22 protein-coding genes, 1 tRNA gene and 2 pseudogenes are annotated in these 26,730 nt (G+C 71.7%); 7 read left to right on the plus strand and 18 right to left on the minus strand.

Annotated elements, in window-relative coordinates:
- Window positions 1-71 precede the first annotated feature (71 nt).
- Window positions 72-731: a GTP cyclohydrolase II gene (gene ribA / locus ACZ39I_RS11350; RefSeq protein WP_352381117.1), complete on the minus strand. Its 660-nt coding sequence runs from the start codon at window positions 729-731 to the stop codon at window positions 72-74.
- Between the two features lie 38 nt (window positions 732-769).
- On the opposite strand from ribA, the gene ACZ39I_RS11355 reads away from it, so the two are divergent.
- On the plus strand, window positions 770-1,531 hold the full coding sequence (locus tag ACZ39I_RS11355) for a creatininase family protein (RefSeq protein ID WP_467244272.1): 762 nt from the start codon (window positions 770-772) through the stop codon (window positions 1,529-1,531).
- A gap of 65 nt (window positions 1,532-1,596) precedes the next feature.
- On the opposite strand, the pseudogene ACZ39I_RS11360 reads toward ACZ39I_RS11355, so the two are convergent.
- The 5 genes and pseudogenes from ACZ39I_RS11360 to ACZ39I_RS11380 form a co-directional block, all read right to left on the minus strand.
- Window positions 1,597-2,784: pseudogene (locus tag ACZ39I_RS11360) on the minus strand (lysylphosphatidylglycerol synthase transmembrane domain-containing protein); the annotation flags it as partial.
- The gene (locus ACZ39I_RS11365; RefSeq protein ID WP_467244273.1) at window positions 2,781-3,788 is read right to left on the minus strand and encodes a class I SAM-dependent methyltransferase; all 1,008 of its coding nucleotides are present in this window, start codon (window positions 3,786-3,788) and stop codon (window positions 2,781-2,783) included. The pseudogene ACZ39I_RS11360 and the gene ACZ39I_RS11365, both read right to left, overlap by 4 nt.
- The gene (locus ACZ39I_RS11370) at window positions 3,785-4,960 is read right to left on the minus strand and encodes a glycosyltransferase family 4 protein (protein ID WP_467244378.1); all 1,176 of its coding nucleotides are present in this window, start codon (window positions 4,958-4,960) and stop codon (window positions 3,785-3,787) included. Before ACZ39I_RS11370 ends, ACZ39I_RS11365 begins: the two co-directional genes overlap by 4 nt.
- A gap of 5 nt (window positions 4,961-4,965) precedes the next feature.
- Window positions 4,966-5,364, minus strand: a complete 399-nt coding sequence (locus ACZ39I_RS11375; protein ID WP_210575166.1) for a 6-pyruvoyl trahydropterin synthase family protein — start codon at window positions 5,362-5,364, stop codon at window positions 4,966-4,968.
- A 116-nt stretch (window positions 5,365-5,480) separates the two neighbouring features.
- Window positions 5,481-6,461 (minus strand): zinc-dependent alcohol dehydrogenase, encoded by a 981-nt coding sequence (locus ACZ39I_RS11380; protein ID WP_467244274.1) that lies wholly within the window; start codon window positions 6,459-6,461, stop codon window positions 5,481-5,483.
- Window positions 6,462-6,582: 121 nt separating this feature from the next.
- Between ACZ39I_RS11380 and ACZ39I_RS11385 the strand changes: the two genes are divergently transcribed.
- A complete protein-coding gene (locus ACZ39I_RS11385; protein ID WP_467244379.1) occupies window positions 6,583-7,374 on the plus strand; it encodes a CDP-alcohol phosphatidyltransferase family protein in 792 nt (263 codons plus the stop codon).
- Between the two features lie 19 nt (window positions 7,375-7,393).
- Here the strand turns inward: ACZ39I_RS11385 and ACZ39I_RS11390 are convergent, their stop codons facing one another.
- The 5 genes and pseudogenes from ACZ39I_RS11390 to ACZ39I_RS11410 all read right to left on the minus strand — a co-directional run bounded on the left by ACZ39I_RS11390 (window position 7,394) and on the right by ACZ39I_RS11410 (window position 13,449).
- Window positions 7,394-7,843: a GNAT family N-acetyltransferase gene (locus ACZ39I_RS11390; RefSeq protein WP_467244275.1), complete on the minus strand. Its 450-nt coding sequence runs from the start codon at window positions 7,841-7,843 to the stop codon at window positions 7,394-7,396.
- A 558-nt stretch (window positions 7,844-8,401) separates the two neighbouring features.
- Window positions 8,402-9,619 carry an MDR family MFS transporter gene (locus ACZ39I_RS11395; protein WP_467244276.1) on the minus strand — a complete coding sequence of 406 codons (1,218 nt, stop codon included), beginning with the start codon at window positions 9,617-9,619 and terminating at the stop codon, window positions 8,402-8,404.
- Window positions 9,616-11,411 (minus strand): annotated as a pseudogene (locus ACZ39I_RS11400) (ABC transporter permease subunit). The gene ACZ39I_RS11395 and the pseudogene ACZ39I_RS11400 overlap by 4 nt, the downstream one beginning before the upstream one ends.
- Before the next feature lie 3 nt (window positions 11,412-11,414).
- Window positions 11,415-12,905 (minus strand): ABC transporter substrate-binding protein, encoded by a 1,491-nt coding sequence (locus ACZ39I_RS11405; RefSeq protein WP_467244277.1) that lies wholly within the window; start codon window positions 12,903-12,905, stop codon window positions 11,415-11,417.
- 7 nt (window positions 12,906-12,912) lie between these two features.
- Window positions 12,913-13,449, minus strand: coding sequence for a GNAT family N-acetyltransferase (locus tag ACZ39I_RS11410; RefSeq protein WP_467244278.1), 537 nt, complete (start codon window positions 13,447-13,449; stop codon window positions 12,913-12,915).
- 139 nt (window positions 13,450-13,588) lie between these two features.
- Between ACZ39I_RS11410 and ACZ39I_RS11415 the strand changes: the two genes are divergently transcribed.
- The 3 genes from ACZ39I_RS11415 (at window position 13,589) to ACZ39I_RS11425 (ending at window position 15,738) form a co-directional block, all read left to right on the plus strand.
- Window positions 13,589-14,545, plus strand: coding sequence for an ATP-binding protein (locus tag ACZ39I_RS11415; RefSeq protein ID WP_467244279.1), 957 nt, complete (start codon window positions 13,589-13,591; stop codon window positions 14,543-14,545).
- A gap of 71 nt (window positions 14,546-14,616) precedes the next feature.
- Window positions 14,617-15,009 carry an SCO5389 family protein gene (locus tag ACZ39I_RS11420; protein ID WP_467244280.1) on the plus strand — a complete coding sequence of 131 codons (393 nt, stop codon included), beginning with the start codon at window positions 14,617-14,619 and terminating at the stop codon, window positions 15,007-15,009.
- Between the two features lie 87 nt (window positions 15,010-15,096).
- Window positions 15,097-15,738: a DUF6461 domain-containing protein gene (locus ACZ39I_RS11425; RefSeq protein ID WP_467244281.1), complete on the plus strand. Its 642-nt coding sequence runs from the start codon at window positions 15,097-15,099 to the stop codon at window positions 15,736-15,738.
- Window positions 15,739-15,827: 89 nt separating this feature from the next.
- Here the strand turns inward: ACZ39I_RS11425 and fusA are convergent, their stop codons facing one another.
- The 3 genes from fusA to ACZ39I_RS11440 all read right to left on the minus strand — a co-directional run bounded on the left by fusA (window position 15,828) and on the right by ACZ39I_RS11440 (window position 19,487).
- A complete protein-coding gene (gene fusA, locus ACZ39I_RS11430; RefSeq protein WP_467244282.1) occupies window positions 15,828-17,867 on the minus strand; it encodes an elongation factor G in 2,040 nt (679 codons plus the stop codon).
- Between the two features lie 321 nt (window positions 17,868-18,188).
- The gene (locus ACZ39I_RS11435; protein ID WP_467244283.1) at window positions 18,189-19,301 is read right to left on the minus strand and encodes a serine hydrolase domain-containing protein; all 1,113 of its coding nucleotides are present in this window, start codon (window positions 19,299-19,301) and stop codon (window positions 18,189-18,191) included.
- Window positions 19,302-19,399: 98 nt separating this feature from the next.
- A tRNA-Leu gene (locus ACZ39I_RS11440) sits at window positions 19,400-19,487 on the minus strand.
- 160 nt (window positions 19,488-19,647) lie between these two features.
- Between ACZ39I_RS11440 and ACZ39I_RS11445 the strand changes: the two genes are divergently transcribed.
- Window positions 19,648-20,073: a PAS domain S-box protein gene (locus ACZ39I_RS11445; protein WP_467244284.1), complete on the plus strand. Its 426-nt coding sequence runs from the start codon at window positions 19,648-19,650 to the stop codon at window positions 20,071-20,073.
- 63 nt (window positions 20,074-20,136) lie between these two features.
- Here ACZ39I_RS11445 and frc read toward each other — a convergent pair whose 3' ends face one another.
- Together frc and oxc are read right to left on the minus strand one after the other, a co-directional pair.
- Entirely contained in the window at window positions 20,137-21,393 is a 1,257-nt protein-coding gene (gene frc, locus ACZ39I_RS11450) for a formyl-CoA transferase (RefSeq protein WP_467244285.1), read from the minus strand.
- A gap of 47 nt (window positions 21,394-21,440) precedes the next feature.
- Window positions 21,441-23,189: an oxalyl-CoA decarboxylase gene (oxc, locus tag ACZ39I_RS11455; RefSeq protein ID WP_467244286.1), complete on the minus strand. Its 1,749-nt coding sequence runs from the start codon at window positions 23,187-23,189 to the stop codon at window positions 21,441-21,443.
- A gap of 254 nt (window positions 23,190-23,443) precedes the next feature.
- Here oxc and ACZ39I_RS11460 point away from each other — a divergent pair, with 254 nt between their 5' ends.
- Window positions 23,444-25,027, plus strand: coding sequence for a FadD7 family fatty acid--CoA ligase (locus ACZ39I_RS11460; protein ID WP_467244287.1), 1,584 nt, complete (start codon window positions 23,444-23,446; stop codon window positions 25,025-25,027).
- 474 nt (window positions 25,028-25,501) lie between these two features.
- Here the strand turns inward: ACZ39I_RS11460 and ACZ39I_RS11465 are convergent, their stop codons facing one another.
- Both ACZ39I_RS11465 and ACZ39I_RS11470 read right to left on the minus strand, forming a co-directional pair.
- Window positions 25,502-26,434, minus strand: coding sequence for a LysR family transcriptional regulator (locus ACZ39I_RS11465; RefSeq protein WP_352381169.1), 933 nt, complete (start codon window positions 26,432-26,434; stop codon window positions 25,502-25,504).
- Between the two features lie 83 nt (window positions 26,435-26,517).
- A complete protein-coding gene (locus ACZ39I_RS11470) occupies window positions 26,518-26,730 on the minus strand; it encodes a formate dehydrogenase subunit delta (protein ID WP_467244288.1) in 213 nt (70 codons plus the stop codon).

Genomic DNA, 26,730 nt, shown 5'->3' on the forward strand with positions numbered 1-26,730 from the left:
AGAGGAAGAGGACGTCGTCGGTCATTCCCTCTTCCTCTCCGGATCCAGCCTCCCGGAACCCCTCCCGACGGTCAGGACAGGTGGGCCACCGCGTCCAGATGGGGCAGGTGGTGGTCCATCCGCTCCCGCTTGGTGCGCAGATAGGTGATGTTGCTCTCGCACGGCGTGATGAGCAGCGGCACCGTCTCGGAGACCTTGATGCCGTGCCGTTGCAGCGCCTCGCGCTTGCGCGGGTTGTTGGACATCAGGCGGACCGAGTTCACGCCCAGGTCGTGGAAGATCCCGGCGGCGACGCCGTAGTCGCGGGAGTCCACCGGCAGGCCGAGCGCGAGGTTCGCCTCGACGGTGTCCAGGCCCTCCGCCTGCAGCGCCATCGCGCGCAACTTGGCGAGCAGTCCGATGCCCCGGCCCTCGTGGCCCCGCAGATAGACGACGATGCCGCTGCCCGCCTTGACCACGGCGCGCAGCGCGGCATCCAACTGGTCGCCGCACTCGCAGTGCTGGGAGCCGAACGCGTCACCGGTCAGGCACTCGGAATGCAGCCGCACGAGGACGTCTTCCGATCCGATGTCTCCGTGGACCAGGGCGACTTGTTCGTCACCGCGGTCGTGATCGAGGTAACCGACCGCCTGGAATTTCCCGTACACGGTGGGCAGCGGGGCATTCACCACGCGTTCCACGCCGGTGCGCTGTGGTGCCTTCTTGCCGAGGACGCCAACTTTATCTGTCATGATCTGTTTCCTAAGCAGAGACGAAAGGCCGTGAAAAGATGAGCGGTTCGGGAATAGGGTCGGCGGCGCACGGTCTGGTGCCGACGGACACTACGGAAGACGTACGGACGCGAGGGGCGGGCGTCTCAACACAGATCGCCGTTCTTCCGGTCGGGAGCTTCGAGCAACACGGTGCGTACCTTCCGCTGGCGACCGACACCCTCGTCGCCTGTGCCGTCGCGCGGGAGATCGCCGCGGCGTACCCGGTGCACCTGCTCCCCCCGGTGACGATCTCCTGCTCGCACGAGCACGCGGCCTGGCCGGGGACCGTCAGCATCTCCGCCGTCACCCTTCACTCGGTGGTTCGGGACATCGCGGCCTCGCTGCGCCGCTCGGGCGTAGAGGCCCTGGTCGTGGTCAACGGGCACGGGGGGAACTACGTGCTGGGCAATGTCGTCCAGGAGGCCTCCGCCCGCGGGGAGCGGATGGCGCTGTTCCCGGCCGCGGAGGACTGGGAGACGGCCCGTGAAGAGGCGGGTGTGGTCACCTCGTTGCTCACCGACATGCATGCGGGAGAAATCGAGACCTCCATTCTTCTGCACGCGCACCCGGAATGTCTCCGCCCCGGTTACGAGACCTCCGATTTCGTCGCGGACGACCGTCGTCATCTCCTCACCCTCGGCATGTCCGGTTACACCGATTCCGGTGTCATCGGGCGCCCTTCGCTGGGCTCGGCGGAAAAAGGGAAAGCCTTGCTGGAGAGCCTTGCGGCCTCCTTCGGGACGTATTTCTCGATGCTGACCGCGGCCGACGCCGAGTAGGGCTTGGCCGGGCGTCGCAGTCCCTGGTACCAGCGGACGACCAGGACGGCCGCGCCCGGCAGGCTCGCCACGAAGCTGAGGACGCCGTACACGATCGCGGTCGCGAGGCCGGCGCCCGCTCCGAGGCCCATGGCGGCGAAAGCCCAGGCGGTGACGCCTTCCCGGGGGCCGAACCCGCCGATGTTCAGGGGCAGTCCCATGGCGAGCAGGGCGAGCACGGCCAGCGGCAGCAGTACGGCGACGGAGGCACCGGAGCCCGCGATGCGGGCGGCGAGCACGAACATCCCGAGGTGGCCGGCGAGGACGACGGCCGAGGAGAGCGCGACACCGGGCCAGTTGCGGCGGGACAGCAGTGCCTCGCGTGCCTCGCCGAGAGTCTTGCGCAGGGCCCGGCCCCTGCGGGTGGAGGGGGCCCGGTTCATCCGCAGGGCCACGACGACGGCGAGCGCGCCAAGAGCGGCGAGGCCGACGACGGGGGCGAGGTGGCGGGCCTCGGCCAGCACCGGGGACTCCATGGTGAGCAGCACGGCACCGCCGACGACGGCCAACGCGATCTGGCCGGCGACCCGTTCGAGGACGACCGCCCGCACCCCGCGGCCCATGTCGCCGGCGCTCTGCCCGTGCCGCACCGCGCGGTGCACGTCGCCGAGGACACCGCCGGGCAGGGCCGCGTTCAGGAACAGGGCCCGGTAGTAGTCGGCCACGGCCTCGCCGAGCGGCAGTCGGATGCGCAGCCCGCGGGCCACCAACTGCCAGCGCCAGGCGCTGAACACGGTGGTCAGCACGCCGATCGCGAGCGCCGCCAGCACGGCGGGTCCGTCGATCCGGCGCAGCCCGTCCAGGAACACGCCGGTGCCGAGGCGCCACAGCAGGAGGGCGAGGATGGTGACGCCGGCGACGGTGCCGAAGTGGGTGCGCAAAGCACGGGAGTTGAGGACCGCGCGCAGTGCGGTACGCCACCGGGGGGCCTGGGCGGGCCGGGGCCGCACCTCGGTCACGATCACACCGATGCGGTCCGGGGAGACGGCGGCGGCGGTCAGGTCCGTCACGGACTCTCCGGCCGCTTCGAGGATCCGGGCCCGGGCCACGAGGGCGTCGGCCCGCGCCGTGAGCACCTCGTCCCGGGTCTGGACGATCTCTGCCCGCAGCGTGCGGGCCCGGGCGGACAGGGACGACGGCTCGACCGCTGCCGGGGACCGCCGCACGGGCAGGCTCGGCCGCCCGGCGCCCGGCCGCACCGTCTCCACGCTCATGACGCTCCGCCCGTAGGACGGGACAGTGCCAGCAGGTCGCTGTGGTGGACGACGACCTTCAACTCGCCGGCGTTGCAGGCCTCCAGGCGGTCCCGGAGGTAGCGCTCGGCGCGCTCCTTCAGTTCGGGGCGCTCCTCGACGGCCGCGCCGACCCAGCCGCGCAGCCACTGCGCGGTGAGCGCGGACTCGTCGGGGCCCAGACGCCAGGCGCTGGGGTGCAGCCGTACCGTCGCGCCCCGTTCGGAGAACGCCTCGCAGGCGACGGTGACGGCGTCCGGGCCGAGCAGTCCGCCGCGCCGCTGGTGGGCGTTGAACGCGTCGGCGATCTCCTCGTCCAGCGGGTCGGACGGGCTGAGTTCGACCCGTCCGGCGACGGAGAGCGTGAGCAGGGCCGGGATGCCGGCGCCCGTGCAGGCGGCGGCGAGGGTGCCGATCTCCTCGCGGGTGAGGACGTCCAGGAGCGCGGAGGCCGTCACCAGGGAGGCGCCGGCGAGGGCGTCCGGGGTGAGCAGGCCGACGTCACCGCGGCGGGTCTCGACGGTGACCCGGCTGCCGTCGGCGGCGGAGCGCGGGGAGGCGACGGCCGCGAAGTGCAGGAGGTAGGGGTCCCGGTCGTGCAGGATCCAGTGCTGGGGGCCGTCCAGGAGGGGCGCCAGCCAGCGGCCCATCGAGCCGGTGCCGCAGCCCAGGTCGTGGATGACCAGGCCGGCCTTGCCGGGCAGGTTGGCCAGCCGGATGCGCAGCGGGTCGAGCAGGTCGCCGGCCCGCGCGGCCGCGTCGGGCCCCTCCCGCAGCTCCAGCCACTCGGGGGCGTAGCGGGGACCGTCGTCGGGCCCGGCGTCCCTGAGGCGCACGGTCGGACGCTCGCCGGGGCGGGTGCTGGGCCCGGCACCGGGGATGACCGAGTCCGCGTCGGAGGACACACCGGGCTGCACGGACGCCACCTCCCGAGGTCCCGGCTGGGCCGGGATCGTCCCGCTCTGCTGGATCGCCGTCTTCCTCATGCCGCCCTCCTGGGCTCGCTCGGGAGTCGGCCGAGTACTCCGGCCAGGCTGCGGGCCGTGGTCGCCCAGCCGTCCAGGGCGGCCCGCCGGCCCCGGGCAGCCGCCTTGAGCCTGCGTCGTACGTCCGCCTCGCCGAACCAGCCGCGCAGTTCGGCGGCGAGGGCGGCGGGGTCCTCCGGCGGGACGAGGATGCCGGGCACCCCGCCGTCGGGGGCGCGTCCGAGGGCCTCCGGCAGTCCGCCGACGTCGGTCGCCAGCACCGGGATGCCGCGCGCGAGGGCCTCGGTGACCGCCATGCCGTAGGTCTCGGCGTAGGAGGTGAGGACCATCAGGTCAGCGGCGGCGTAGCTGGCGTCGAGTTCGGCGCCGGCCTGCGGTCCCGCCAGGTGCAGCCGGTCCTGGAGGCCGTACTTCTTGATGAGCATCCGCAGGTGTGCGACGTACTCGGGGTCCTGGGTGATCCCGCCGACGCAGACGCAGCTCCACGGCAGGTCCTGCGCGCCGGCCAGGGCCTCGATCAGCCGGTGCTGTCCCTTGCGGGGCGTCACCGCCGCCACGCACAGCAGCCTGGAGAGGCCGTCGGTGCCGGAGGCGAGGGGGGCGATGTCGGCGCCCGGGGTGGCGACGTGGACCCGCTCGGGGGCGAGGCCGTGGTGCGAGACGAGCCGCCGTACGGCCCAGTCGCTGGTGGCGATGACGGCGGGCACGGCCCGCAGCACCTCGCGCTCCTTGGCGTCCAGGGCGAGGGCGAGCCCGGGTTCGAGGCCGGTCTCGTCGCCGAGCGGCAGGTGGACGAGGACGGCGAGCTGCAGCCGCTCCGCCTCGGGGACGACGATCTCCGGGACGCCGCAGGCCACCAGGCCGTCGAGGAGGACGACGGTGCCGTCGGGCAGGTCCCGCAGGGTGCGGGCCAGTTCGGTACGGGCGGCCGCTCCCGGCCGGGGCCAGCTGCCGGCCACCGCGTGCCGCTCGACCTGCCAGCCGAAGCCGGGCAGGTCCAGGCAGACCCGGCGGTCGTAGGCGTTGCCGCCGCTCGGCGCGGTCGGGTCGTCGACACCGCCCGGCATCACGAAGTGCACGGACCGCAGGGACATCGGGATGATCTCGGCCTTCTTGAGGGCGGCGTGCTGCACGGGCACGTAGTCCAGCGTGCCCGCCCGCCCGGTGGTCATGTCGGTCACAGGGCACGCTCGTAACTCGCCCAGGCGACATGCGACTCGTGCAGGGTGACGGTCAGGCCGGCCAGGCCCCTGGCGCCCTCGCCGAGAGCGCCCTTCTCGATGCGCTCGGCGAGCCGGTCGGCGATGACCTTCGCCAGGAACTCCGTGGAGGTGTTGACTCCGGCGAAGTCCGGCTCGTTGTCGAGGTTTCTGTAGTTCAGCTCGCTGACTACGGCTCCCAGTTCCTGTGTGGCGAGTCCGATGTCGACGACGATGTTGTCGTCGTCCAGCTGCTCGCGCCGGAAAGTGGCGTCCACCAGGAACGTCGCTCCGTGCAGACGCTGCGCGGGGCCGAAGACCTCGCCGCGGAAGCTGTGGGCGATCATGATGTGATCGCGGACGGTGATGCTGAACAACGGACGACCCTCCAGGTGCGGCGCGTCTGGTCCTCCGGCTGATCCCTGCCGGGGGATGCCGTGTAGTACGGCTCTCCGCTTCCCCGTGTTCAGCCGTGTCTCACTCTTTTCTCAGGTCAGGCGCTCTTGCCGTAGCTCACGAGATGACAGAGGGCCGGAATTTCCCCACGGGCGAGCTTCGGCATCACCTCCGGCAGTTCTTCGAACGCGCTTTCCCCCGTGATGAGGGCGTCGAGCGCCGGATCGGCGAGCAGCTTCAGCGCGAGGGCGAGCCGGTCGCCGTAACTGCGGTTGCCGCGGGCCGGGGAGACGGTGCCCACCTGGCTGCTGCGGATGACGAGACGCCGGGAGTGGAAGGCCTCGCCGAGCGGCAGGCTGACACGGCGGTCGCCGTACCAGCTCAGCTCGACGACCGTGCCCTCGGCGCTGAGGAGCTCCAGCGAGCGGGCGAGGCCCTGTTCGGTGGCGCTGGCGTGGACGACGAGGTCGCAGTCGCCGAGGGCGTCCTCGGGGGACGCGAAGCCGACGCCGAGCGCCTCGGCGGTCGCGGCGCGGGCGGGGTCGGCGTCCACCAACTGGACGCGGACGCCCGGAAAGCGGGCGAGCAGCGCGGCGACCGAGCTGCCGACCATGCCACCGCCGACCACGGCGATCCGGTCCCCGACGAGGGGGGCGGCGTCCCAGAGGGCGTTCACGGCGGTCTCGACCGTGCCGGCGAGGACGGCCCGTCGGGCGGGCACGTCGTCCGGTACGACCGTCACGGCGCTCGCGGGAACCACGTACCGCGTCTGATGCGGGTACAGGCAGAAGACGGTCCTGCCCTTGAGCGCGGCGGGCCCCTCCTCCACCAGGCCCACGCTGAGGTAGCCGTACTTCACGGGGGCGGGGAAGTCACCCTCCTGGAACGGTGCCCGCATGGCCGCGTGCTGGCTCTCGGGCACTCCGCCGCGGAACACGAGTGTCTCCGTGCCCCGGCTGACTCCCGAGTACAGCGAGCGGACCAGCACCTCGTCGGCACCGGGGGCCGCGAGGGTGGTCTCCCGTATCTCGCCCTCCCCCGGGGAGCGGAGCCAGAACGCGCGTGCGGCGGCCTTCATCGAGAACCTCCCTGAACGATCGGCAATCCGTGCACGTACCTCGTCACGTACCGAGATGTGCACAGGCCGCGCACAGTACGCGGCCTTGATCGACTCTGTCATCTGGCCGGAGGAATGTGCGGTGGCCCTGAACAACACTTACGAAGCAAGGCTGGTCCAGCAGGAGACCGCTGTGGGAGCGGGTCTGCAGATCCTGTTGCTGGCCCTGCTCGGCACGGCGATAGGCATGGGGCCGGCGGGCTGGCTGACCGGCCTCGCCTTCGCCGTCGCCACCTGGGCCGTGCTCTCCAGGGCGCTGCACCGCACCCGGCCGCGGTCCTTCGGTCCGGCGAACCGGGTGACTCTGGGCCGGGCGACCCTGGTCGGCGGAGTGACCGCCCTGGTCGCGGACTCCTTCCAGGACTCCCCGCCGGTCACCCTCTTCGTCGGCCTGACGGCGGTGGCCCTGATCCTCGACGGCGTCGACGGCAAGGTGGCCCGCGCGACGGGCACCTCGACGCCGCTGGGCGCGCGGTTCGACATGGAGGTCGACGCGTTCCTGATCCTGGTGCTCAGCGTGTACGTGTCGATGTCGCAGGGACCGTGGGTGCTGCTGATCGGCGCCATGCGCTACGGCTTCGTCGCCGCGGCCCGCGTATGGAACTGGCTCAACGCCCCGCTGCCGCCGAGCATGGCCCGCAAGACGGTGGCCGCGCTGCAGGGGATCCTGCTGCTGGTGGCGGCGTCCGGATACCTCCCGTACACCGCGACCTTCGGGGTGGTGGCCGTCGCTCTGGGAACGCTGGTCTGGTCGTTCGGCCGGGACATCCTGTGGCTGTGGCACACGCACCGGGCGGACCAGGCGGCGGTGGGCGAGCTGCTGGAGCTGGAGTTCGTGGCGGCGGAGCGGGAGCCGGAGGCGGTGGCCTCCTGAGGCCCTGCCGGCTCGAAGGTCAGCTTGTGAGCGGCACCCGGTACACCATCGACTCCCGCTGCCGGAAGCCCTGCCGCTCGTACAGCCGGTTGGCCGCCGCCCGGTCCGGGCGGGAGGTCAGGTCGACGGTACGGGCCCCGGCCTCCCGGGCGATCCGGATGGCCTCCCTGATCAGCAGTCCCGCGATGCCCTGGCCGCGGGCCGCGTGGTCGACGATCACGTCCTCGATACGGGCCCGCAGTCCCGCGGGCGCGGGGAACATCACAAGGGTGAGGGTGCCCACGACCGTCCCGGCCGCCGACCTGGCGATCAGCATGGTGTTGGCGTCACAGGCCAGGATGCGGCCGAGCGCGGCGAGGTCGAGGGCCTCGGCCGCGGAGGACAGTTGCGGCAGCATCCGCGCGAAGGCGTCGACAAGTTCCTGGTCCGCCTCCCGGGCGATCTCCACCCGGATGTCCTGAGTCTCCATGGGGTGGACCCTATCGCCGCGCCGCCGAGCGCTACGGCAGATCCGATCCGCCAGGGCCTGAGCCGTTCGGCGGATCGTGGCGCAGAGGCCGGTGGCGTCCGGCGGTTTCGTGGTCTGGCCGGCCGGGACCGACCAGTGCGATCCAGGCCCGGCCACTGAGCGGCCCGGCACGTTCCCCGCCCGACCACAGAGTTGTCCTGCGGGTTCCCGGCCCGGCCGCCTGAACCACCTGGCGAGTTCGTTGCCGGCACCGAGCCCTTCGACGCAATCCTGGCCCGGCACCGCGCAATCCAGGCCCGGCACCGCAGCCCACCCACGCGGCCCTGGTCCGACACCTCAGCACTCCCACGCCACCCTGACCCGCCCAGCGGCTGTGCCCTCCAACGAGTCCCTGCCCTAGGGCATACGTGGTCAGCAGTGGAGACGCACAGCAGAGCCTCGAAGGACGACCGCCCGCCCCTCCAAGGCGCCGGTCCTCGGTCCGTGCCCGTACCGGCGCTCACAGAGCCGCACTGCAGGCCGGAACCGGACTGCCTTCGCCCGCCCGACCCGTTCGTTCTACCGCCGCGGCAACAACCCGACCGCCGCCACCGGTACCCCGGCCAGCACCAGCCACGGCACCGCGGCCGGCAGTCCGGCGTCCAGGAGGGAGCCGGTGACGGAGCTGCCGGCCAGGACGATCAGCCCCGAGACCGAGGAGAGCGCCCCGGTGTAGAGGCCGAGTCGGCCGTCCTCCGCGAGGTCGGGGACCCAGGCCCGGGCCACGGGTGCGACGAGCATCTGTCCGAGGGTGAGCAGGACGACGTATCCGGCCGAGGGCAACAAGCCCGCCGTACCGGTCCAGTTGGCGGGCCGGCACATCGCGACGACCGCGAACCCGGCCCCGATCAGCAGCAGTCCGGCCACCATCGAGCGGCGCAGCGACAGCCGGGAGCCGACCCAGCGGGTCACAGGGAGCTGGGCGGTCACCACCAGCAGTGCGGACAGCGCGAACAGCCAGGCCAGCGCCGACTGCGAACCCGTCGCGCGCTCCACCTCGTCGGGAAGGGCGAGGTAGAGCTGGTTGTAGGCGAGCAGGTAGGCGCCGTACGCGCAGCACAGCGCGAGGAAGCGCCGGTTGCGCAGCAGCACCCCCACGCCGCCCCCCAGCCGTACCCGCCGCCGCCCCGGGATGTGCTGCGGCAACATCCACGCGTGCCCGGCGAGGACGAGCACGAAGACTCCCGCGCCCGCCAGACACACCGTGCGGAAGTCCACCGACAGCAACAGCGCGCCCAGCAACGGCCCGACGAAGGCACCGGCCTGCCCGGCGACGGTGAAAAGGGCCAGCACGCGGGTGCGTTGACCTCCCGCTTCCTCATGGACGACGGCCTGCCGGGCGACCTCGGACTCCACCGCCGGCGAGAACAGCGCGGCGGCGAACCCGATGAGCAGAACGGCCCCGATGACCGCCTCCGTCCGTTCGGCATACCCGAGCCAGGCGAACCCGGCGATCCGCAGCGCGCATCCGGCGAGGACGACCGGCCGGATCCCGTACCGGTCGGCGAGCGCCCCGCCCACCACGAACAGCCCCTGCTGGCTGAACGTCCGGAGCCCCAGCACGAATCCGACCAGCCAGCCCGCCATCCCGACGGTCTGTCCCAGGTGTTCGGACAGGAAGGGCAGCACGGCGAAGAAGCCGATGTTGAAGGCGAGTTGGGTGAGGATCAGCAGCCGCAGCAGCGGAGAGAGCCGGGGGGTGATCCTCGGCGGATGCACCGGCGTGGACGTCGTCATCCGGCCTTCACCAACTCGCGCGAAGACAGGGCCGGTTCAGCCCCCTCCTTGGCCGTACGACGACTTGCGTGCCGTCGCGGCCACCGCACCCCGCCCGCCGCGCTCACCGCGAGCGCGCCCAGCAGGGCGAGTGCGGCGGCGGGCGCGAGGACGGCCCAGGGGGCGCGTTCCGCGTAGGGCTGGTTCTCGGCCAGGAGCAGGCCCCACTCCGGGGACGGCGGCTGGGTGCCGAGGCCGAGGAAGCCGAGTGAGGCGAGAGCCAGCGCGACGCCGGGCAGGCGCAGCAGGGCGTGCCGGGTGACGGGCGGGAGGATCGCGGGCAGTAGTTCGTGCCGCAGGAGGTACCAGCGGTTCGCCCCGAGTGCTCGGGTGGCCGTCAGATGCGGGGTGGCGTGTTCCTGCCGGAGCAGTGCGGAGGTGTGCGCGGCGAGCGCCGCCCAGGAGACGGTGGCCACGGCGATCGCGGGCGTGGCGGCGCCGCTCCCGGCGACCGCGGTCACGAGCAGCGCGGCGAGCACCGGCGGTACGGCGTTGACGGTGTCGACGAGCGGCCCGGACAGCCGGGGCAGCAGTCCGAGCAGGACGCCGACGACCAGTGCGGTGACGCTGATGGCCAGGGCGGTCAGCAGGGTGTCGAGGGCCCCGTGTCCGACCCGGGCGAGCAGGTCTCGGCCGAGTGCGTCGGTGCCGAACGGGTGGGCCCAGGAGGGGGGTTGGAGCCGGGCCCCGGTGTCCAGGGCGAGCGGGTCGCGGACCAGACCGAGCGCGATAACGGCTGTCAGGAGGCCGCCGTACACGAGGGGCAGGGTGCTGCGGGTGGGCCGGCGCGGGCGGTGCAGGGAGTCCAGGGCACCGTCGCGCAGGGCCGGGCCGGCCAGGAGGCGGACGCCGAGTGCCGCGAGGCCGGTGGCGGTGACCGCGAGGAGCAGCAGGGCGAGGGTGCCGGCCTGGAGTAGGGGCAGGTCCTGTGCGAGGGCGGCCTGGAGGGTGGTGCGGCCGAGGCCCGGGATGTCGTAGATCTGCTCCACGGCGACGGAGCCGGCCGTGAGGCCCACGACGAACAGGCCCAGGTTGGGCAGCAGGGGGGGGGGACGCAGCGGCGGACCGCCTTGGCGGCGACCGTACGGCCCGGCAGTCCGCGGGCGTCCGCGGCCAGCGCCCAGGGTTCGGCGAAGGCGCCGGGCAGCAGGTCGTCGAGGAGGCGGCCGAGCACGGCCCCGGCGGGCAGGCCGAGGGCGAGGGCGGGCAGGACCGTCCATTGGGGGCCGTACCAGCCGAGGGCGGGCAGCCAGCCGAGTTGTACGCCGACGACGGTGGCCAGGACCGAGGCGGTGAGGAACTCGGGCAGCGCGGCGACCATGGCCGAGGCGCCGCCCCCGGCCCGGCGCCCGTCGAGGCGTCGGTGCGCGCCGAGCCGGAGCGTGCGGGCGCACACGAGGGCGGCGGTGACGGCGGCGATCACGATCGCCACCGTCACCAGCAGCAGGGTCACCCCGAGTGCCTGGGCGACGGTCGGGGTGACCTGTGTGCCGTTCAGCCAGGACCGCCCGGCGTCCCCGCGGGGCAGTCCGCCGAGCCATTGGCCGAGCAGGTGCAAGGGGCCTTTGTCCAGGCCGAGTTGGGCCCGGATGTCGGCCAGGACCCGCGGTGTCGGGTCGCGCTCCGCGGAACGCGCCTTGAGGACGGTGAGCGCCGGGTCGGTGCGGGACAGCCACGGCAGCAGCCCGATCCCGCACACCAGGCCCGCCGCGAGCAGGACACGCCACAGCAGGGTGGCCACGCGGTGCCCCATGGATCAGCGTCGCGTTCCGGGGCCGACCAGGGTCCGCTCGTACGGGTCGAGGAGCACGCCCCGCACATCGGTGGCGACGCCGACGATGATGCCCTGGTGGGCCAGCGGGACCACGGCGTCGGTGCCGAGGATCGCCGCTTCGGCGCGCATGGCCGCGTCCTGCCGCTCGCCGGTGTCGGCCACGGCGTCGGCCTCGGCGACCGCCCGGTCGACCTTGCTGTCGCACAGCCGGGCGAGGTTGTACCCGCCGTCGCAGGTGTAGTCGCTCGCGAGGACGCCGACGGGGTCACCGGTGTCGACGAGGCTGTTGCGGGCGCCGATGAACGCGTCGAACTTCCCGTCGAGCGCGTCGCTCTCGATCCGCGAGTACTCGCGCACCTCCAGGGTGACCTTGAACCCGGCCTTCTGGAGCTGCTGTTGGAGGACCTGCGCCGCCTCCGGGAGTTCGGGCCGGTTGTCATAGGTGGCGAGGGTGACGGCGGTGCCGTTCGGCTCGGCCGCGCTCGCACGTCCGGTGGGCGGTACCCGCTTGGCCTCGGCCCAGGTCACGGCCGGTCCGTAGATGCCGGCGCCGGGGTCGGCGTACCCCTCGAAGACGCCCTTGACGACGGTGGAGCTGTCGACGGCCTCGCGGGCGGCGGCGCGCAGTTTCGGATTCTTGAACGGGCCCGCCTTCGTGTTGAGTTGAAGGCTGGTGGTGCGAGTGGTGGCGGTCTCCTTGAGGGTGGCCCTGTCGAGGGAGGCGGCCTGGGCGACCGGGATCGACTCGGCGATGTCGACCTGGCCGGTGCGTACGGCGTTGGCGCGGGCGGTGCCGTCGGCGATGAAGCGGGCGTCGACGCCGGAGGCCTGGGCGCGGCCGCCCCAGTAGTCGTCGAAGCGGTCGAGGGTGGCGGAGGTGGAGCCGTTGACCTTGGTCAGCTCGAAGGGGCCGGAGGCGGTGCCGACCGGATCGACGCGGCCCTCCTTGCCGTAGGCCTTGGCGGCGAACACGGCGAGGCTCGGGCTGGACAGCCTGAGCGGCAGGACGGGATCGGCGGTCTTCGTGGTGATGCGTACGGCGTCCCCGGCCGCCTTGGCCGTCAGCACGACGCCGGACAGCGCGGCCGGGGCGGGCTTGGCCTCGGTGGCGTGGGTGAGAGCGGCGGCGACCGTGGCCGGGGTGAGCGCGGAACCGTCCTGGAAGGTGGCCTCGCGCAGGGTGAACAGCCAGGTGCGGTCGTCCTCGCGGCGCCAGGACTCGGCGAGCGCGGGGGCCGCTGCGCCGTTGGCGTCGAGGGCGGTCAGTCCCTCGGTGACGCCGAGGCGGCTGAGGAGGGTGGCGTCGGCACCGTACGGAGAGAGGTTCTCGGCGGGTGGGAAGGCGAGGGCGACGCGGAGGCGGGAGCCGTCGGCGTCGCCTCCGGAGTCGCCGCCTTCGGGGCCTCCGGAGGCGAAGCAGGCGGTGAGGACGGGGGCGAGCAGCAGGGAGCCAAGTAGGTGACGGCGTCGCATGGTTGTCCTATCGCCCCATCGGTATCTCGAAGTGGACGACGCTGCTCGCGCCGCCCGTGGTCTCGCGCTCGTCGTGCACGACCTTGCCGATCGAGCGCCAGAAGGGTTCGGCACCCGGGACCGCCGGGTCGGTGTGCAGATAGAGGGAGCGGTAGCCGCCGTCCGCGGCCGCGAAGGCGAGCAACTCGTCGACCAGGCGGCGGGCGAGGCCGCGCCTGCGGTGCTCGGGGCGGACGTAGATCCGGCGCAGTTGCGCGGTCTCGCCCGAGGGGTAGCGCTCGGCCAGCTCGCGCGGGTTCGGCGGGTGGGCGGGGCCGCGGGAATCGAGGGCGGCGGTCGCCACGACGCCTCGGTCGTCCGGGTCGAGGGCGACGAGGAGGGTGTGGCGGGCCGGGAGGAGGTAGGCGGCGGCCGGGTCGATGATGTCGCCGTGCCAGCGGGGCACGTACCCGGTTCCGAAGTCGCGGTAGACGGTGTCGAGCATCACGGCTCGCGCACCTTCGAGGGCGTCCGGGCCGGCCACCCTGATGCTGTAGTCACGCACTTGCACATCATATGCATTAAGCCTTCCAGCTTGATCGCGGGGGCGATCGAGGGGTGATTCAGGGGCGATTTGACAGTGATCGAGTTCGCGCCCTAGAACTTACCAACATGACATCCATTTTCAAAAAGACGGTGCGGTAGTGCGCATCGCGTTCGTCGGCAAGGGCGGCAGCGGCAAGACCACCCTGTCGGCGCTCTTCTCGCGCCATCTGGCCCGTTCCGGCGCACCGGTGCTGGCCGTGGACGGCGACATCAACCAGCACCTGGCCGAGGCGTTGGGCCATGACGGCGACGACCTGGGCGCCCCTCCGCTGGGCGCGCACGTCGCCGACATCAAGGACTACCTGCGCGGCACCAACCCGCGCATCGCCTCCCGCGAGGCGATGATCAAGACGACCCCGCCGGGCCGCGGCTCACGGCTGCTTCGACTGCTGGGCGACGACGAACTGCACGCCAGACACGTCCGGCGGGTGGGTGACGTCCCTCTGATGGTGACGGGCGAGTTCGACGAGAGCGACCTCGGCGTGGCCTGCTACCACTCCAAGCTCGGCGGAGTGGAGCTCTACCTCAACCACCTGGTCGACGGCCCCGGCGAGTACGTGGTCGTCGACATGACGGCCGGCGCGGACGCGTTCGCCTCGGGCCTGTTCACCCGCTTCGACATGACCTTCCTGGTGGCCGAACCCACCCGCAAGGGCGTCTCGGTCTACCGCCAGTACCGGGACCACGCACGGGAGTTCGGGATCCGGATCGCCGTGATCGGCAACAAGGTGACCGGCGAGGACGACCTGCTCTTCCTCAAGGAACACGTGGGCGACGACCTGTTGACCCACCTGGTCCACTCGCCCTGGGTACGCGCGGCCGAACAGGGCCGCTGCGAGGGTGACTTGGAGTCGCTGGAGCCCCACAACCGGCACGCCCTGACGATCCTGCGCGAGGCCGTCGACTCCCATCCCCGCGACTGGCCGGCCCTCCACCGCCACGCGGTCGAGTTCCATCTCCGCAACGCCCGCTCGTGGGCGAACGAGGCGACCGGCCTCGATCTGACGGCCCAGGTGGACCCGGACTTCGTACCGGGCCCGGCCTCCCTCGCCTGACCCGGCCTCCCTCGCCTGCCCCCCCTCCCACTCCCTTCAGTTCACGACAACAGGACAGGAACCCCCCTCACATGTCCCTCGACGTCTCCCCGAAGCTCCTCGCCGAAGCCGAGCAGGGCAACATCCGCGAGGAGGACTTCGTGGACACGGTCCGCACGTCCCTCCCCTACGCCTACGACCTGATCGCCTCCCTGGCCACCGAACTGCGCGACGGCACGGTGGAGTTCACCGACGACCAGACCCCTCCCCCGTCGGAGAAGGAGCGCGGCCAGCTCCTGCGCGCCCTCGCCAGCGACGCCATCCGCGGCAGCCTGGAACGCCACTTCGGCGTGGCCCTGGCGTTCCAGAACTGCCACCGGGTGGCGGCGTTCCGCCCCGAGTCGGTGACGGGTGAGACGTACGCCCGCTTCACGTCGGTGCGCTCACAGGTGCTGAACCAGTCGCCGGAGTTCAGGGACTGCTGAGACCCCCGGTGGTCGGTCGGTGGGGCACAGTATTGGTTCTCGCGTGCCCCACCGACCGCACGTCGTGCACGGAAGGAAAGAACCGCGATGCCCGACGGTCTCGCATGGATAGCCGACGCCTGGCGCGGCACGAGCCCGAGCGCCATCGACCTGTACATCACCTGCGCCCGCGGCCTCAGCCCTCAACAGCTGGCCGAACGCATGGCCGACCATGAACCTGTCGAATTCGGGCCCGCCCTCACCGTCCAGGATGCGCACCGCATGGTCGACCTCACGCAGATCTACTGTGCCGGCCGCATCGGCCGAAGCGGCGACTGGTCGTTCATCGTGGAATGCGTGGGCAGCGAAGGCTGGGCCCTGGACCCGGCAACGTCCCGGGGCGCCGAGGTACTGATCTTCGACCCCCAGCCGGACAATCCGCCCTCCTTCTTCAGATACCTCGCCGACGGCGAGGTGCAGCTGCACTTCGAGTTGGGCTTCGGGTACCACCCCGCAGGAGCCCAACCCGACCTGCTGCGCCCGGCGCTGGAGGCGGCCGGAGCCATTCCACCGGAGGACGACATGGACGACCTGCTGGGCCCGGACGACGAACTGTCACCTGCCGAAGAGACGCGCCGGATACTGAGGGTCATCGGTGAGCACTTCAAGCTGTCGCTCCCACGGGACGTGATCGAAAGCGGGCAGCTTCCTGCCGTGGTCACCCGCACCTCACCTCCGTCCTCCTGGTGACCACGCGTGTGAGTTCCGGTGGAGGGGTCGTAGGGCGGGAGTGCGAGCCGCCCTACGACCCTTCGGTCACGGGACTTCCGTCCCGGCCGTCACCGTGCCGTTGTCACGGCCGGAGCCGGCGCATACCCCGTCGGCCGGGCCGTGAAGGTGCCGCGGCCCTGGGTTCGGCTGCGCAACCTCGTCGCATAGCCGAAGAGTTCGGCCAGGGGCACGGTCGCCGTGACGATCGCCGAACCGCCACGCGTGACCGAGCCCGAGACCCGGCCGCGGCGCGCGGCGAGGTCGCCGAGCACCGCGCCGACGGCGTCCTCGGGCACGGTGACCGTGACCTCGACGACCGGTTCCAGGAGGACCATCGCGCAGGCACGCAGCGCCTCCCGAAGACCGAGCCGACCTGCCGTGCGGAAGGCCGTGTCCGAGGAGTCCTTCACGTGGGTCGACCCGTCGGTGAGGGTGACCCGCAGCCCGGTCACCGGGTGCCCGCCGAGCGGACCCTCGGTCAGGGCGTCCCGGCACCCGGCCTCGACCGCGCGGACGTACTCCTGCGGAACGCGCCCGCCGACGACGGACGAGCGGAACTCGAACCCTGCCGCCGACGGCTCCACGTCGAGCACGACATGAGCGAACTGCCCTGCCCCGCCGTCCTGTTTGACGTGCCGGAAGACCAGCCCGGACACCCCGCGTCCGACCGTCTCGCGGTAACTCACCCTCGGACGGCCGACGTTGAGCGTCAGGCCCTGCTCGCGCCGCACCTTCTCCACCGCGACCTCCAGATGCAGTTCACCCATGCCGGACAGCAGGGTCTGGCCGGTCTCGGCGTCCGTGCGGACGACGAGCGACGGGTCCTCCTCGACCAGCCGGGCGAGTGCCGTGGCCAACCGGTCGGTGTCGACAGCCCGTTGTGGCTCGACCGCCACCGACACGACCGGCTCGGCCGCACTGGGCGGTTCGAGCACGAGCGGGGCGTCCGGCGCGCACAGGGTCGAGCCGGCGCGGGCCGACTTCAGCCCGACCACGGCGACGATGTCACCGGCGACCGCCCGTTCCAACGGGGCGTGCCGGTCCGCCTGCACGCGCAGGATCCGTCCGATGCGCTCGGTGCGCCGCGCGCCCGCGTCCCACACGGTGGCTCCCTTCTCGATCGTTCCCGAGTACACGCGTACGTACGTCAGCCGTCCCGTGGCGGTGGCGTTCACCTTGAACGCCAGGGCCGCGAAGGGCGCCGCCGGGTCGCAGGGCCGCTCCTCGCCGTTCTCACCGCGTACGGCGGGGACGTCGAGCGGTGACGGCAGGTACGCCACGACGGCGTCCAGCAGCGGCTCGATACCGCGGTTGCGGTACGCCGAGCCGCACAGGACGACCACGCCGTCGCCGCTGTGAGTGAGGTCCCGCAGGGCGGCGGTGAGGGTACCGGCGGAGAGGGTCTCCCGGTCGCAGAACTCCTCCAGGGCAACCGGGTGGCGTTCGGCGACTGCTTCCTCCAGAAGCCGGCGTCGTCGTAGGGCCTCCTCACGCAGGTCGTCCGGCACCGGCCCCTCGTCGCCGACGGTGGTGCCGTCCGCCCAGGTCAGCGCCCGCATCCGGATCAGGTCGACGACTCCGTTGAAGCCGTCCTCGCTGCCGATGGGCAACTGCACGACCAGCGGGGCCGGATGCAGCCGCCGCCGGATCGACTCCACGGCCGTGTCCAGGTCAGCGCCCGCGCGGTCCAGCTTGTTGACGAACGCGATCCTGGGCACACCGTGCCGGTCCGCCTGCCGCCACACCGATTCGCTCTGCGGTTCCACGCCCGCGACCGCGTCGAACACCGCGACCGCCCCGTCGAGCACCCGGAGCGAGCGCTCCACCTCGTCGGCGAAGTCGACGTGCCCCGGGGTGTCGATCAGGTTGAGACGGTGACCGTCCCACGCGCAGCTCACGGCCGCCGCGAAGATGGTGATCCCGCGGTCCCGCTCCTGCGGGTCGAAGTCGGTGACGGTGGTGCCGTCATGGACCTCGCCGCGCTTGTGCGTGGTTCCGGTGGTGAACAGGATCCGCTCGGTGACGGTGGTCTTGCCGGCGTCGACGTGGGCGAGGATGCCGAGGTTGCGGACGACGGCGAGCGGGTTGGGGTTGTTGGTGGTGCGCACGGCCCAAGGCCTTTCGGGTGGTGTGATCACAGGGCGGCGCGATGGGCCCGTACGACGGCATGACGGCACGTCGGGTACGCACATGGAATACGCGTGCTACGGCGGTAGTCGACCGTTCAGGCAGTCGTCGCGGGCATCCGGTGCCGGCCGCGCAGCGGGCACCGGAGGGGCGAGGACACGAGGATCACGTCGTACGACGCCCGGGGGACGGCAACAGCGATGCGCATGCACATGGCCGTACTCCCCTCACTCGTCACTCGTCTGCCTGGTCATGGCGAGTGTAGGGAGCCTGGCCGGGGCGGCGCACGGGGTTTTCCTCGGTCAGCGGCGCAGGCCCTGGAGGCCGTCGTAGGCGGACATGACGAGGTCCAACCCCCGCGTGTCCTCCGCGGGTTCGCGCATTTGGTTGGTCGCGTACGCCACCGCCATGCGGGCGTCGGGGTCGATCATGACGAGGGATCCGCCCCAGCCTCCCCAGCCGAAGGTGCCACCGAACAGGCCGTAGCCCAGGCCGTAGCGCTGTGTCACGCCGATCACGCGGTCCTCGCCGCTGAACTGCTCCTCCCGGGCCCGCCCGGCGCCCGGAGCCGACAGCAGCCGTACGCCCCGGACGGTGCCTTCGCAGGCGAGCGCGGACTGGATGAGCGCGATGGAACGGGCGTTTCCGAAGCCACTGGCGGCGGGGATCTGCGCGCGGCGCCACGCCACGCTGTTGCCGTCCCGGACGCGCAGGGCGGTCGCGGTGGAGGGTGTCGCGTGGGGACCGGGCGTGGCGGCGCCCGCGGTGTAGTCCTCGCCCCGGCCGGGCGGCGGGACGATGAGCGCGACCCGGTGGTCGTGCTCGGCGGGGAGTCCGATGTGGAAGTCGGCTCCGAGCGGCCCGGTCACCTCCTGCGCCAGGAACTCGCCGACGGTACGGCCGGTGATCCGGCGCAGGACCTCGCCGACCAGGAACCCCTGAGTCAGCGAGTGGTATCCGGCCGCGGTGCCGGGTTCCCAGAGCAGCGGCTGGGCGGCGAGCCGGGCGGTGGCGGCCGGCCAGTCGTAGAGCTCCTCGACCGGGCCTTCCCAGTGGGGCAGTCCCGCGGTGTGCGACAGCAGGTGCCGTACCAGCACCTTCTCCTTGCCGGCGGCGGCGAACTCCGGCCAGTACCGGGCGACGGGTGCGTCCAGGTCGAGCTCTCCGCGGTCGGCGAGGATCAGCGCGCACAGGGCCGTCATCGTCTTGGTCGTGGAGAAGACGTTGGTGATCGTGTCCCGCTCCCACGGAGACGTCCGGTCGGCGTCGGCGAATCCGCCCCAGACGTCCACCACCGGTTCACCGTCCACGAAGACGGCCACGGAGCCGCCGACGTCCCCCTCGTCCAGCAGCGCTGCCAGCTTGTTGGGGACAGCGGAGAACAGATCGTCGTACGTGCCCTGGATGTCGGCCATGCCGGGTATTGAGCGCCTCGCGGGCGGGCCGGGTCAACCGAATTAGGGGCGCCCGGTGGGCAGTAACGCAAAAGACCCCACATGTAGTGGGGTCCCGCTGGTGTCCGAGGGGGGACTTGAACCCCCACGCCCGATAAAGGGCACTAGCACCTCAAGCTAGCGCGTCTGCCATTCCGCCACCCGGACCAGGTGTCTGCCGCCTTGGCGAAGGTGTTCCCCGCGGCGACACGCACAACAATACCAAGCTTTCGAGGTGCCCTTCACCTGCATATCCGTCCGACGAGACCATGTGGCGACAGTATTCTGTATACTGTTGGCCACCAAATGGCCCCTGCTCGGAGGCGACATGGACGATCTGGATTCCGCGGTGGTGCTGGGCATGGCAGACCAGGCACCCGACGGCATAGTGATCATCGACAGCGAAGGGCTGATCCGCTACTGGAACCGGGGTGCGGAGCGCATCTTCGGGTTTCCGGCGGCCGACGTGGCGGGTCGCAGCCTGGACGTCATCATTCCCGAGAGGCACCGCAAGCGGCACCAGGAAGGCTTCGACGCGGCCATGGAGCGGGGGTCCAGCAAGTACGGCGACGCGGATCTGCTGAGCGTGCCCGCGCTGGCTGCCGACGGCCGCAAGCTGTCCATCGAGTTCAGCGTGGTGCTGCTGCCCCGCCCCGACGGAAGCACCTACTGCGGCGCGGTCATCCGGGACGTCACCGCGCGGCGCGAGCGGGAGCGGGAGCTGATGCGGCGCCGGGCCGAGGCCTCGGTCTGAGCAGCACCGGACCATAGGGAGAGGGCCGTGACCTCACAGGTCACGGCCCTTTCGATGTGCCGCTCAGACGATGACCCCGCTCTCCTTCAGCCGGCCGATGGTCTCCTCGTCGTAGCCCAGCTCCACCAGCACCTCGGAGCTGTGCTCGCCGAGGAGCGGGGCGCCGACGACCTCCGGCTTGAAGGAGGAGAACTTCACCGGGCTGCCGACGGTCAGATAGGTCCCGCGGCCCTTCTGCTCGACCTCGACGACCGTGCCGCTGTTGCGCAGGTCCGCGTCGTAGGCGATCTCCTTCATGCTCATCACGGGGGCGCAGGGCACCTCCCACTCCCGCAGGATGTTCACCGCCTCGTACTTCGTCTTGTCCGCGAGCCACTTCTCGATCTCCTCGAAGATCTCGAAGATGTGCGACTGGCGGGCGCGTGCGGTGGCGTACTCCGGGTCCTCGGCCCACTCGGGTCGGCCGATCACCTCGGCGGTGCGCTTCCAGTTCTGCTCCTGGACGGTGAAGTAGATGTACGCGTTCGGGTCGTCCTCCCAGCCCTTGCACTTGAGGACCCAGCCGGGCTGGCCGCCGCCGCCCGCGTTGCCGCCGCGCGGCACCACGTCGGTGAACTCGCCGTTCGGGTACTGCGGGTACTCCTCCAGGTAGCCGACCCGCTCCAGGCGCTGCTGGTCGCGGAGCTTCACCCGGCAGAGGTTGAGCACGGCGTCCTGCATGGAGACGGAGACCTTCTGGCCGCGGCCGGTCCTCCCCCGGTCGATGATCGCGGTGAGGATGCCGATCGCCAGGTGCATCCCGGTGTTGGTGTCGCCGATGGCGGCGCCGGAGATGGTGGGAGGTCCGTCCCAGAAGCCGGTGGTGGAGGCGGCGCCGCCCGCGCACTGGGCGACGTTCTCGTAGACCTTGAGGTCGTTCCAGGACGACTGGTCGTTGAATCCCTTCACCGAGCCGAAGATCAGCCGCGGGTTGAGCTCCTGGATGCGCTCCCAGGTGAAGCCCATGCGGTCCAGGGCGCCCGGGGCGAAGTTCTCCACCAGCACGTCGGCGTCCTTGATGAGCTTCTCCAGGACCTCCTTGCCCTCGGCGGTCTTGGTGTTGATGGCGAGGGAGCGCTTGTTGCTGTTGAGCATCGTGAAGTAGAGCGCGTCCAGGTCCTCGATGTCCCTGAGCTGACGGCGCGTCACGTCGCCGCCGTTGGGGCGCTCCACCTTCAGGACGTCGGCGCCGAACCAGGCGAGCATCTGTGTGCAGGCGGGACCGGCCTGGACCCCGGTGAAGTCGATCACCTTGATTCCGGCGAGCGGCTTTTCACTCATGTGTGCTTCCTTTTCGTGAAGTTACGCGGTCTACGAGGTCTAGGCGGTCACTTCTTCGCCGGCGTGATGTTGCCGACGGTGATGCCCTTGGGGTTGAGGTGCGAGATGTGGCCGCTCTCGGTACCGGCCGAGGGGTCGATCACGCAGTCGATGAGCGCCGGGCCGCCGGAGGCCAGGGCCTCGGTGAGGGCTGCGGTGACCTCTGCGGGTGTGGTGGCCCGGTAGCCCTTGCCGCCGAACGCCTCGATGAGCAGGTCGTGGCGGGCGGCCGACATGAGGGTCGTGGGCGAGGGGGCGTCGTCGTACGGGTTGGTGTCGTCGCCGCGGTAGACCCCGCCGTTGTTCATGATCACGGTGACGACGGGCAGCTTGTAGCGGCAGATCGTCTCGATCTCGATACCGCTGAACCCGAAGGCGCTGTCGCCCTCGACGGCCACGACCGGGGCGCCGCTCTCGACGGCGGCGGCGATCGCGTAGCCCATGCCGATGCCCATGACGCCCCAGGTGCCGCTGTCGAGGCGGTGGCGCGGCACGTGCATGTCGATGACGTTGCGCGCGATGTCCAGGGCGTTGGCGCCCTCGTTGACGATGTACGTCTCCGGGTGCTGGTGCACGACGTCGCGTACGGCCTTCAGGGCGCCCATGAACTGCATGGGGTGCGGGTCGGCTTCGAGCCGCTTGGCCATCTTGGCGACGTTCTGCGCCGAACGCGCCCCGAGCTCCTCGCGCCAGGCCGAAGGGGCCGTGATCTGGCCGGGCTTGGTGCGTTCCGCGAGCGCGTCGAGGACCGACTCGATGTCACCGACGAGGGGCGCGCAGATGGGCTGGTTGCTGTCCATCTCCTTGGGGTCGATGTCGATCTGGACGAACTTGGCGTCGGGGTTCCATCCCGCCTGGCCGTGTCCGAGGAGCCAGTTGAGGCGGGCGCCGATCAACAGCACGACGTCGGCCTTCTTCAGGGCGAGCGAGCGTGCGGTGGCGGCCGACTGCGGGTGGTCGTCGGGCAGCAGGCCCTTCGCCATCGACATCGGTACGTAGGGAATGCCGGTCGACTCGATGAACTGCCGTACCTTCGCGTCGGCTTGGGCGTACGCGGCGCCCTTGCCGAGCACGACCAGGGGGCGCTCGGCGGACGCGAGAAGTTCGATCGCCCGGTCCACGGCGTCAGGTGCCGGGAGCTGGCGCGGAGCGGGGTCGACCAGGCGGCTCAGTGTCCGGTCGCCCTCCGCCTTGGGCATGATGGCGCCGAGCACCGCGGCGGGGATGTCGAGGTAGACACCGCCGGGACGCCCGGAGATCGCGGTGCGCAGGGCGCGGGCGATGCCGCGGCCGATGTCCTCCACCCGGCTGACCCGGTAGGCGGCCTTCACGAAGGGCTGCGCGGCGGCGAGTTGGTCCATCTCCTCGTAGTCGCCCTGTTTGAGGTCGACGAGGTGGCGCTCGCTGGAGCCGGAGATCTGGACCATGGGGAAGCAGTTGGTGGTCGCGTTGGCCAGCGCGACCAGGCCGTTGAGGAAACCCGGGGCCGAGACGGTGAGGGCCACGCCGGGTTTCTTGTTGAGGTAGCCGGCGATGGCGGCCGCGTGACCGGCGTTGCTCTCGTGGCGGAAGCCGATGTAGCGGATGCCCTGCGCCTGGGCGAGCCGGGCCAGGTCGGTGATCGGGATGCCGACCACGCCGTAGATGGTGTCGACGTCGTTCAGCTTGAGCGCGTCGACGACCAGGTGGTACCCGTCGGTGAGCTCGGTCGGAACGTCGGCTGCTGCCGCGGTCTCCAGGGTCGAGGGAGCGGTCATGGTCCGAGGTCCTCCTTGGGCAGGTCCTGCCGGAGCGGCTACTTCTCTCACCATCGGCAGCGCGCTCGTCCGCGTCCAAGACCCATCGGCGACCAGCCGATAAACGGCGTCTATCGAGGGCTGGTCAGGGGCCTGGCAACGCCCTTGATAGACAGCTCCTATCGGCCGTTCGTCAGCGGGTATTGGACGCCCACCGGGTGCCGCCGCAGGCTCGCAGAGGATGTTTCATCGGACCTGTGCGAGGGGGTGGGGTCATGGCCGTTCCGGCCGCGGCATCCGTGCGTGACGCGGACCGGTACGGGTCTGTGGAGGTCACGGGCCTCGTCGATCTCCTCGACCGGCAGGTGCGCGAACGCCCGTACGCCCGGGCCCTGGTGGTGACCGGTGAGCGGGTGCAGCTGTCGTACCGGACCCTTGCGGCCCTGGCCGACGACGTGGCCGCGCGGCTCGGTGGCGCGGGGCTGGGCCGTGGTGACGCGGTCGGTCTGATCTGCGCCAACACGGCGGAGTTCGTGGTCGGGTTGCTCGGTGCGGCGCGGGCCGGGTTGGTCACGGCTCCGCTGGATCCGGCGCTGCCGGAGTCGCAACTCTCGGCGCGACTGCGGGCGTTGGGGGCGCGGGCGGTCCTCGTCGATTCGTCGCTGTCCGGAGCCGGCGCGCTTCCGGTGCCCGCGTGGCCGTTGCGCGTGGACGTGTCCGGGGCGGGGACGGCTGCGGTGGCGCTCGAACCGGGTGTGTGCGAGACGCCCCAAGGCCGGGGTGCAGCTAGTGAGTTGTCCGACCAGGACGCTCTCGTGCTGTTCACCGCCGGGACCACCGACCGGGCGAAGATGGTCCCGCTGACCCACGCCAATGTGGCCGCCTCCCTGCAGAACATCTGCGCCACCTACGAGTTGGGGCCCGGTGACGCGACGGTCGCGGTGATGCCGTTGTTCCACGGCCACGGGCTGTTCGCGGCGCTGTTGTCCTCCCTGGCGAGCGGCGGCTGTGTGCTGCTGCCCGAGCGGGGGCGGTTCTCGGCGGGCACGTTCTGGGACGACATGCGGGCCGTGGGCGCCACGTGGTTCACGGCGGTGCCGGCCATCCACGAGATCCTTCTGGACCGGTCGGAGCGGGAGCATCCGGGCCCGCAGGCGCCGCCGCTGAAGTTCGTCCGCAGTTGCAGCGCGCCCCTGAACACGGCGACACAGCGGGCGCTGGAGCGTACGTTCGGCGCTCCGCTGCTGTCCGCGTACGGGATGACCGAGTCCTCGCACCAGGCGACCAGCGAGCCCTTGCCGCAGGTCGGGGCGCTCCGCCAGGGGTCGGTGGGCCGACCGACCGGGGTCGCGGTGCGGGTCGTGGACGGCGGCGGACGTTCCTGTCCGGCGGGCGTGGAGGGCGAGGTGTGGGTGCAGGGGCCCACGGTCGCCCGGGGTTATCTGGCCGACGGGGACGAGTCGGCGCGGACCTTCGTCGACGGGTGGCTGCGCACGGGTGATCTGGGGGTGCTGGACGAGGACGGGTACCTGTCACTGACCGGGCGGATCAAGAACCTCATCAACCGGGGCGGGGAGAAGATCTCGCCCGAGCATGTCGAGGACATCCTCGCCGGGTGCCCGGGGGTCGCGGAGGCGGCCGTGTTCGCGGTCCCCGACGCGGTGTACGGGCAGCGGGTCGGTGCCGCCGTGGTGGTGCGCGAGGTGGACGGCATCGGGCGCGAGGAGATCCTGCGGTACTGCCGTGACCGGCTGGCCGCCTTCGAGGTACCGGACCGGCTGGAGCTGGTCGCCGCGCTGCCGTACACCGCGAAGGGGGGACTGGACCGGAAGGCGGTGCAGACGCGGTACGGGTCCTGAGGGGCGCGGGGGGCGTTGTGCGCAGCGAGGGGTGTCGGCCGGGGGAGGAAGGTGCCCGGCATCCTGGACGGGGGCAGGAAGGTGCCCGGCGAAGGCCGGTCGCCGCGTTGGGGCGACCGCCGGAGCGGCTGGGCGGGTAGCTGCAACGGGGTCGGCACGCGCGGTGCCGGGACCTCGGCGGCTGCCAGCGCACTCGGGGCGCGAGCGGCAGGGGCCCAAACCCAGCCCTACGCCAAGCCGCCGCCCTGCCGTACCTCACCATGAACCCAACCGACCCGGTGACGGCACGCGCCCGGGCTCTCGCCCTCACGACAACCGCTGGACCCACCCCGCATCAGGAGCGCGCCCTACAGAACCGGCCAACAACCATCCCCTGCCCGAACCCTCGCCGCCCCGCCGGACCTCACCGCCAACAAACCCGACCCGAGACGGCAAGCGCCCGAGCCTCCCCCCTCACCGCAACCGCCGGCAGGCTCAGCGCACTCGGTGTTCCGGTGGCAGTGGGCGGGCGAAGAAGTCGTCCAGGGACAGGCCCGTCGCCGCGTTGACGAAGGCCCGGGCGGCGACCGAGCCGGGGGTTGCCGCGTGGATGGCCACCGAGACCTGGGCGCCGGCCTCCGGGTCGACCAGCGGCAGGGCTCGCGTCCGGCCGACCACCGGCATCGCGCGCAGCCAGGTGTGCGGCACGATGCTCGCCCAGCCGCCGCCGCCCACGTGCGCGTAGAGGGAGGCGATCGAGTCCGTCTCGACCTGCGGGGTGACCACGTACCCCTTCTCCGCGAACACGGTGTCGACGATCTGGCGGATCCGCATGTCCGGCGTCAGCAGCGCGAGCGGCAGCTGGGCCGCGTCCGCCCAGGAGACGGTGGCGGACTGGGCCACCAGCTGGTCGTCGGAGACCAGCAACATGTATCTCTCCTGGTAGAGGGGGACGATCTGGAGGCCCTCCTGGTCGTCCGGGTCGAAGTGGGCGATGGCCACGTCGAGTTCGTAGTCGCGCAGCTGGCGGTGGAGTTCCTTCGTCGACAGCCGGGAACGGACCTGAACCTTGGCCAGCGGGTGCGCCGCGCAGAACGCGGCCACGGGAAGGGCGAGGGTCGTCGACGCCGTGGGGTCGGTGCCGAGCCGCAGGGTCCCCGTGATGCCGGACTGCACAGCGGCCACCTCGGCCTTGAAGGCGTCCTGTTCGGCGAGGATCCGCTTGGCCCATACGACGAGCCGCTCACCCTCGGGCGTGAGGCCCTGGTAGTTGTGGCCGCGGTTGATCAGCGTGACGTTCAGCTCCCGCTCCAGCTTGGCGATCGCCGCCGAGAGTGCGGGCTGGGAGACGTAGCAGGATTCCGCCGCCCGGGCGAAGTGCCGTTCCCTCGCCACCGCCACGAAGTATTCGAGCTGCCGGAACAGCATGAGCGGCTCCTCCCTGCCCACCGGACCTCTGACTCCATACTGTATGCAGTCTGGGGTGATGTACAGGGAGGAGACCGCACCGGTCAGCGCAAGAGCTTCACCGCGGCCACCACCAGCGGGTCCAGGCCGTCCACTCCGGCGTCGGCGAACTCGTGGAGCCGGGTGCGCATGCGTGGGTCCCAGAACCTGCCGATGTGCCCCGCGATCGCCTCGGCGGCCTCCTCCCCCGGCAGATGGGCGAGGTTCCTGGCGATGTCGTTGGCCATCCTGCACTCGGCCGGCAGGGTCGACGTCAT

Source organism: Streptomyces sp. NPDC024687 (genome assembly GCF_055559055.1).

Coding starts and splice junctions, on each gene's coding strand:
- ACZ39I_RS11425 (WP_467244281.1), top strand. CDS start 15,097: ATGCCCGACGGTCTCGCATGGATAGCCGACGCCTGGCGCGGCACGAGC.
- ribA (WP_352381117.1), bottom strand. CDS start 731: ATGACAGATAAAGTTGGCGTCCTCGGCAAGAAGGCACCACAGCGCACC.
- ACZ39I_RS11380 (WP_467244274.1), bottom strand. CDS start 6,461: ATGAAGGCCGCCGCACGCGCGTTCTGGCTCCGCTCCCCGGGGGAGGGC.
- ACZ39I_RS11465 (WP_352381169.1), bottom strand. CDS start 26,434: ATGCTGTTCCGGCAGCTCGAATACTTCGTGGCGGTGGCGAGGGAACGG.
- ACZ39I_RS11460 (WP_467244287.1), top strand. CDS start 23,444: ATGGCCGTTCCGGCCGCGGCATCCGTGCGTGACGCGGACCGGTACGGG.
- ACZ39I_RS11445 (WP_467244284.1), top strand. CDS start 19,648: ATGGACGATCTGGATTCCGCGGTGGTGCTGGGCATGGCAGACCAGGCA.
- ACZ39I_RS11370 (WP_467244378.1), bottom strand. CDS start 4,960: ATGACCACCGGGCGGGCGGGCACGCTGGACTACGTGCCCGTGCAGCAC.
- ACZ39I_RS11365 (WP_467244273.1), bottom strand. CDS start 3,788: ATGAGGAAGACGGCGATCCAGCAGAGCGGGACGATCCCGGCCCAGCCG.
- ACZ39I_RS11470 (WP_467244288.1), bottom strand. CDS start 26,730: ATGACGTCGACCCTGCCGGCCGAGTGCAGGATGGCCAACGACATCGCC.
- ACZ39I_RS11420 (WP_467244280.1), top strand. CDS start 14,617: ATGTCCCTCGACGTCTCCCCGAAGCTCCTCGCCGAAGCCGAGCAGGGC.
- ACZ39I_RS11355 (WP_467244272.1), top strand. CDS start 770: ATGAGCGGTTCGGGAATAGGGTCGGCGGCGCACGGTCTGGTGCCGACG.
- ACZ39I_RS11390 (WP_467244275.1), bottom strand. CDS start 7,843: ATGGAGACTCAGGACATCCGGGTGGAGATCGCCCGGGAGGCGGACCAG.
- frc (WP_467244285.1), bottom strand. CDS start 21,393: ATGAGTGAAAAGCCGCTCGCCGGAATCAAGGTGATCGACTTCACCGGG.
- ACZ39I_RS11435 (WP_467244283.1), bottom strand. CDS start 19,301: ATGGCCGACATCCAGGGCACGTACGACGATCTGTTCTCCGCTGTCCCC.
- ACZ39I_RS11405 (WP_467244277.1), bottom strand. CDS start 12,905: ATGCGACGCCGTCACCTACTTGGCTCCCTGCTGCTCGCCCCCGTCCTC.
- oxc (WP_467244286.1), bottom strand. CDS start 23,189: ATGACCGCTCCCTCGACCCTGGAGACCGCGGCAGCAGCCGACGTTCCG.
- ACZ39I_RS11395 (WP_467244276.1), bottom strand. CDS start 9,619: ATGACGACGTCCACGCCGGTGCATCCGCCGAGGATCACCCCCCGGCTC.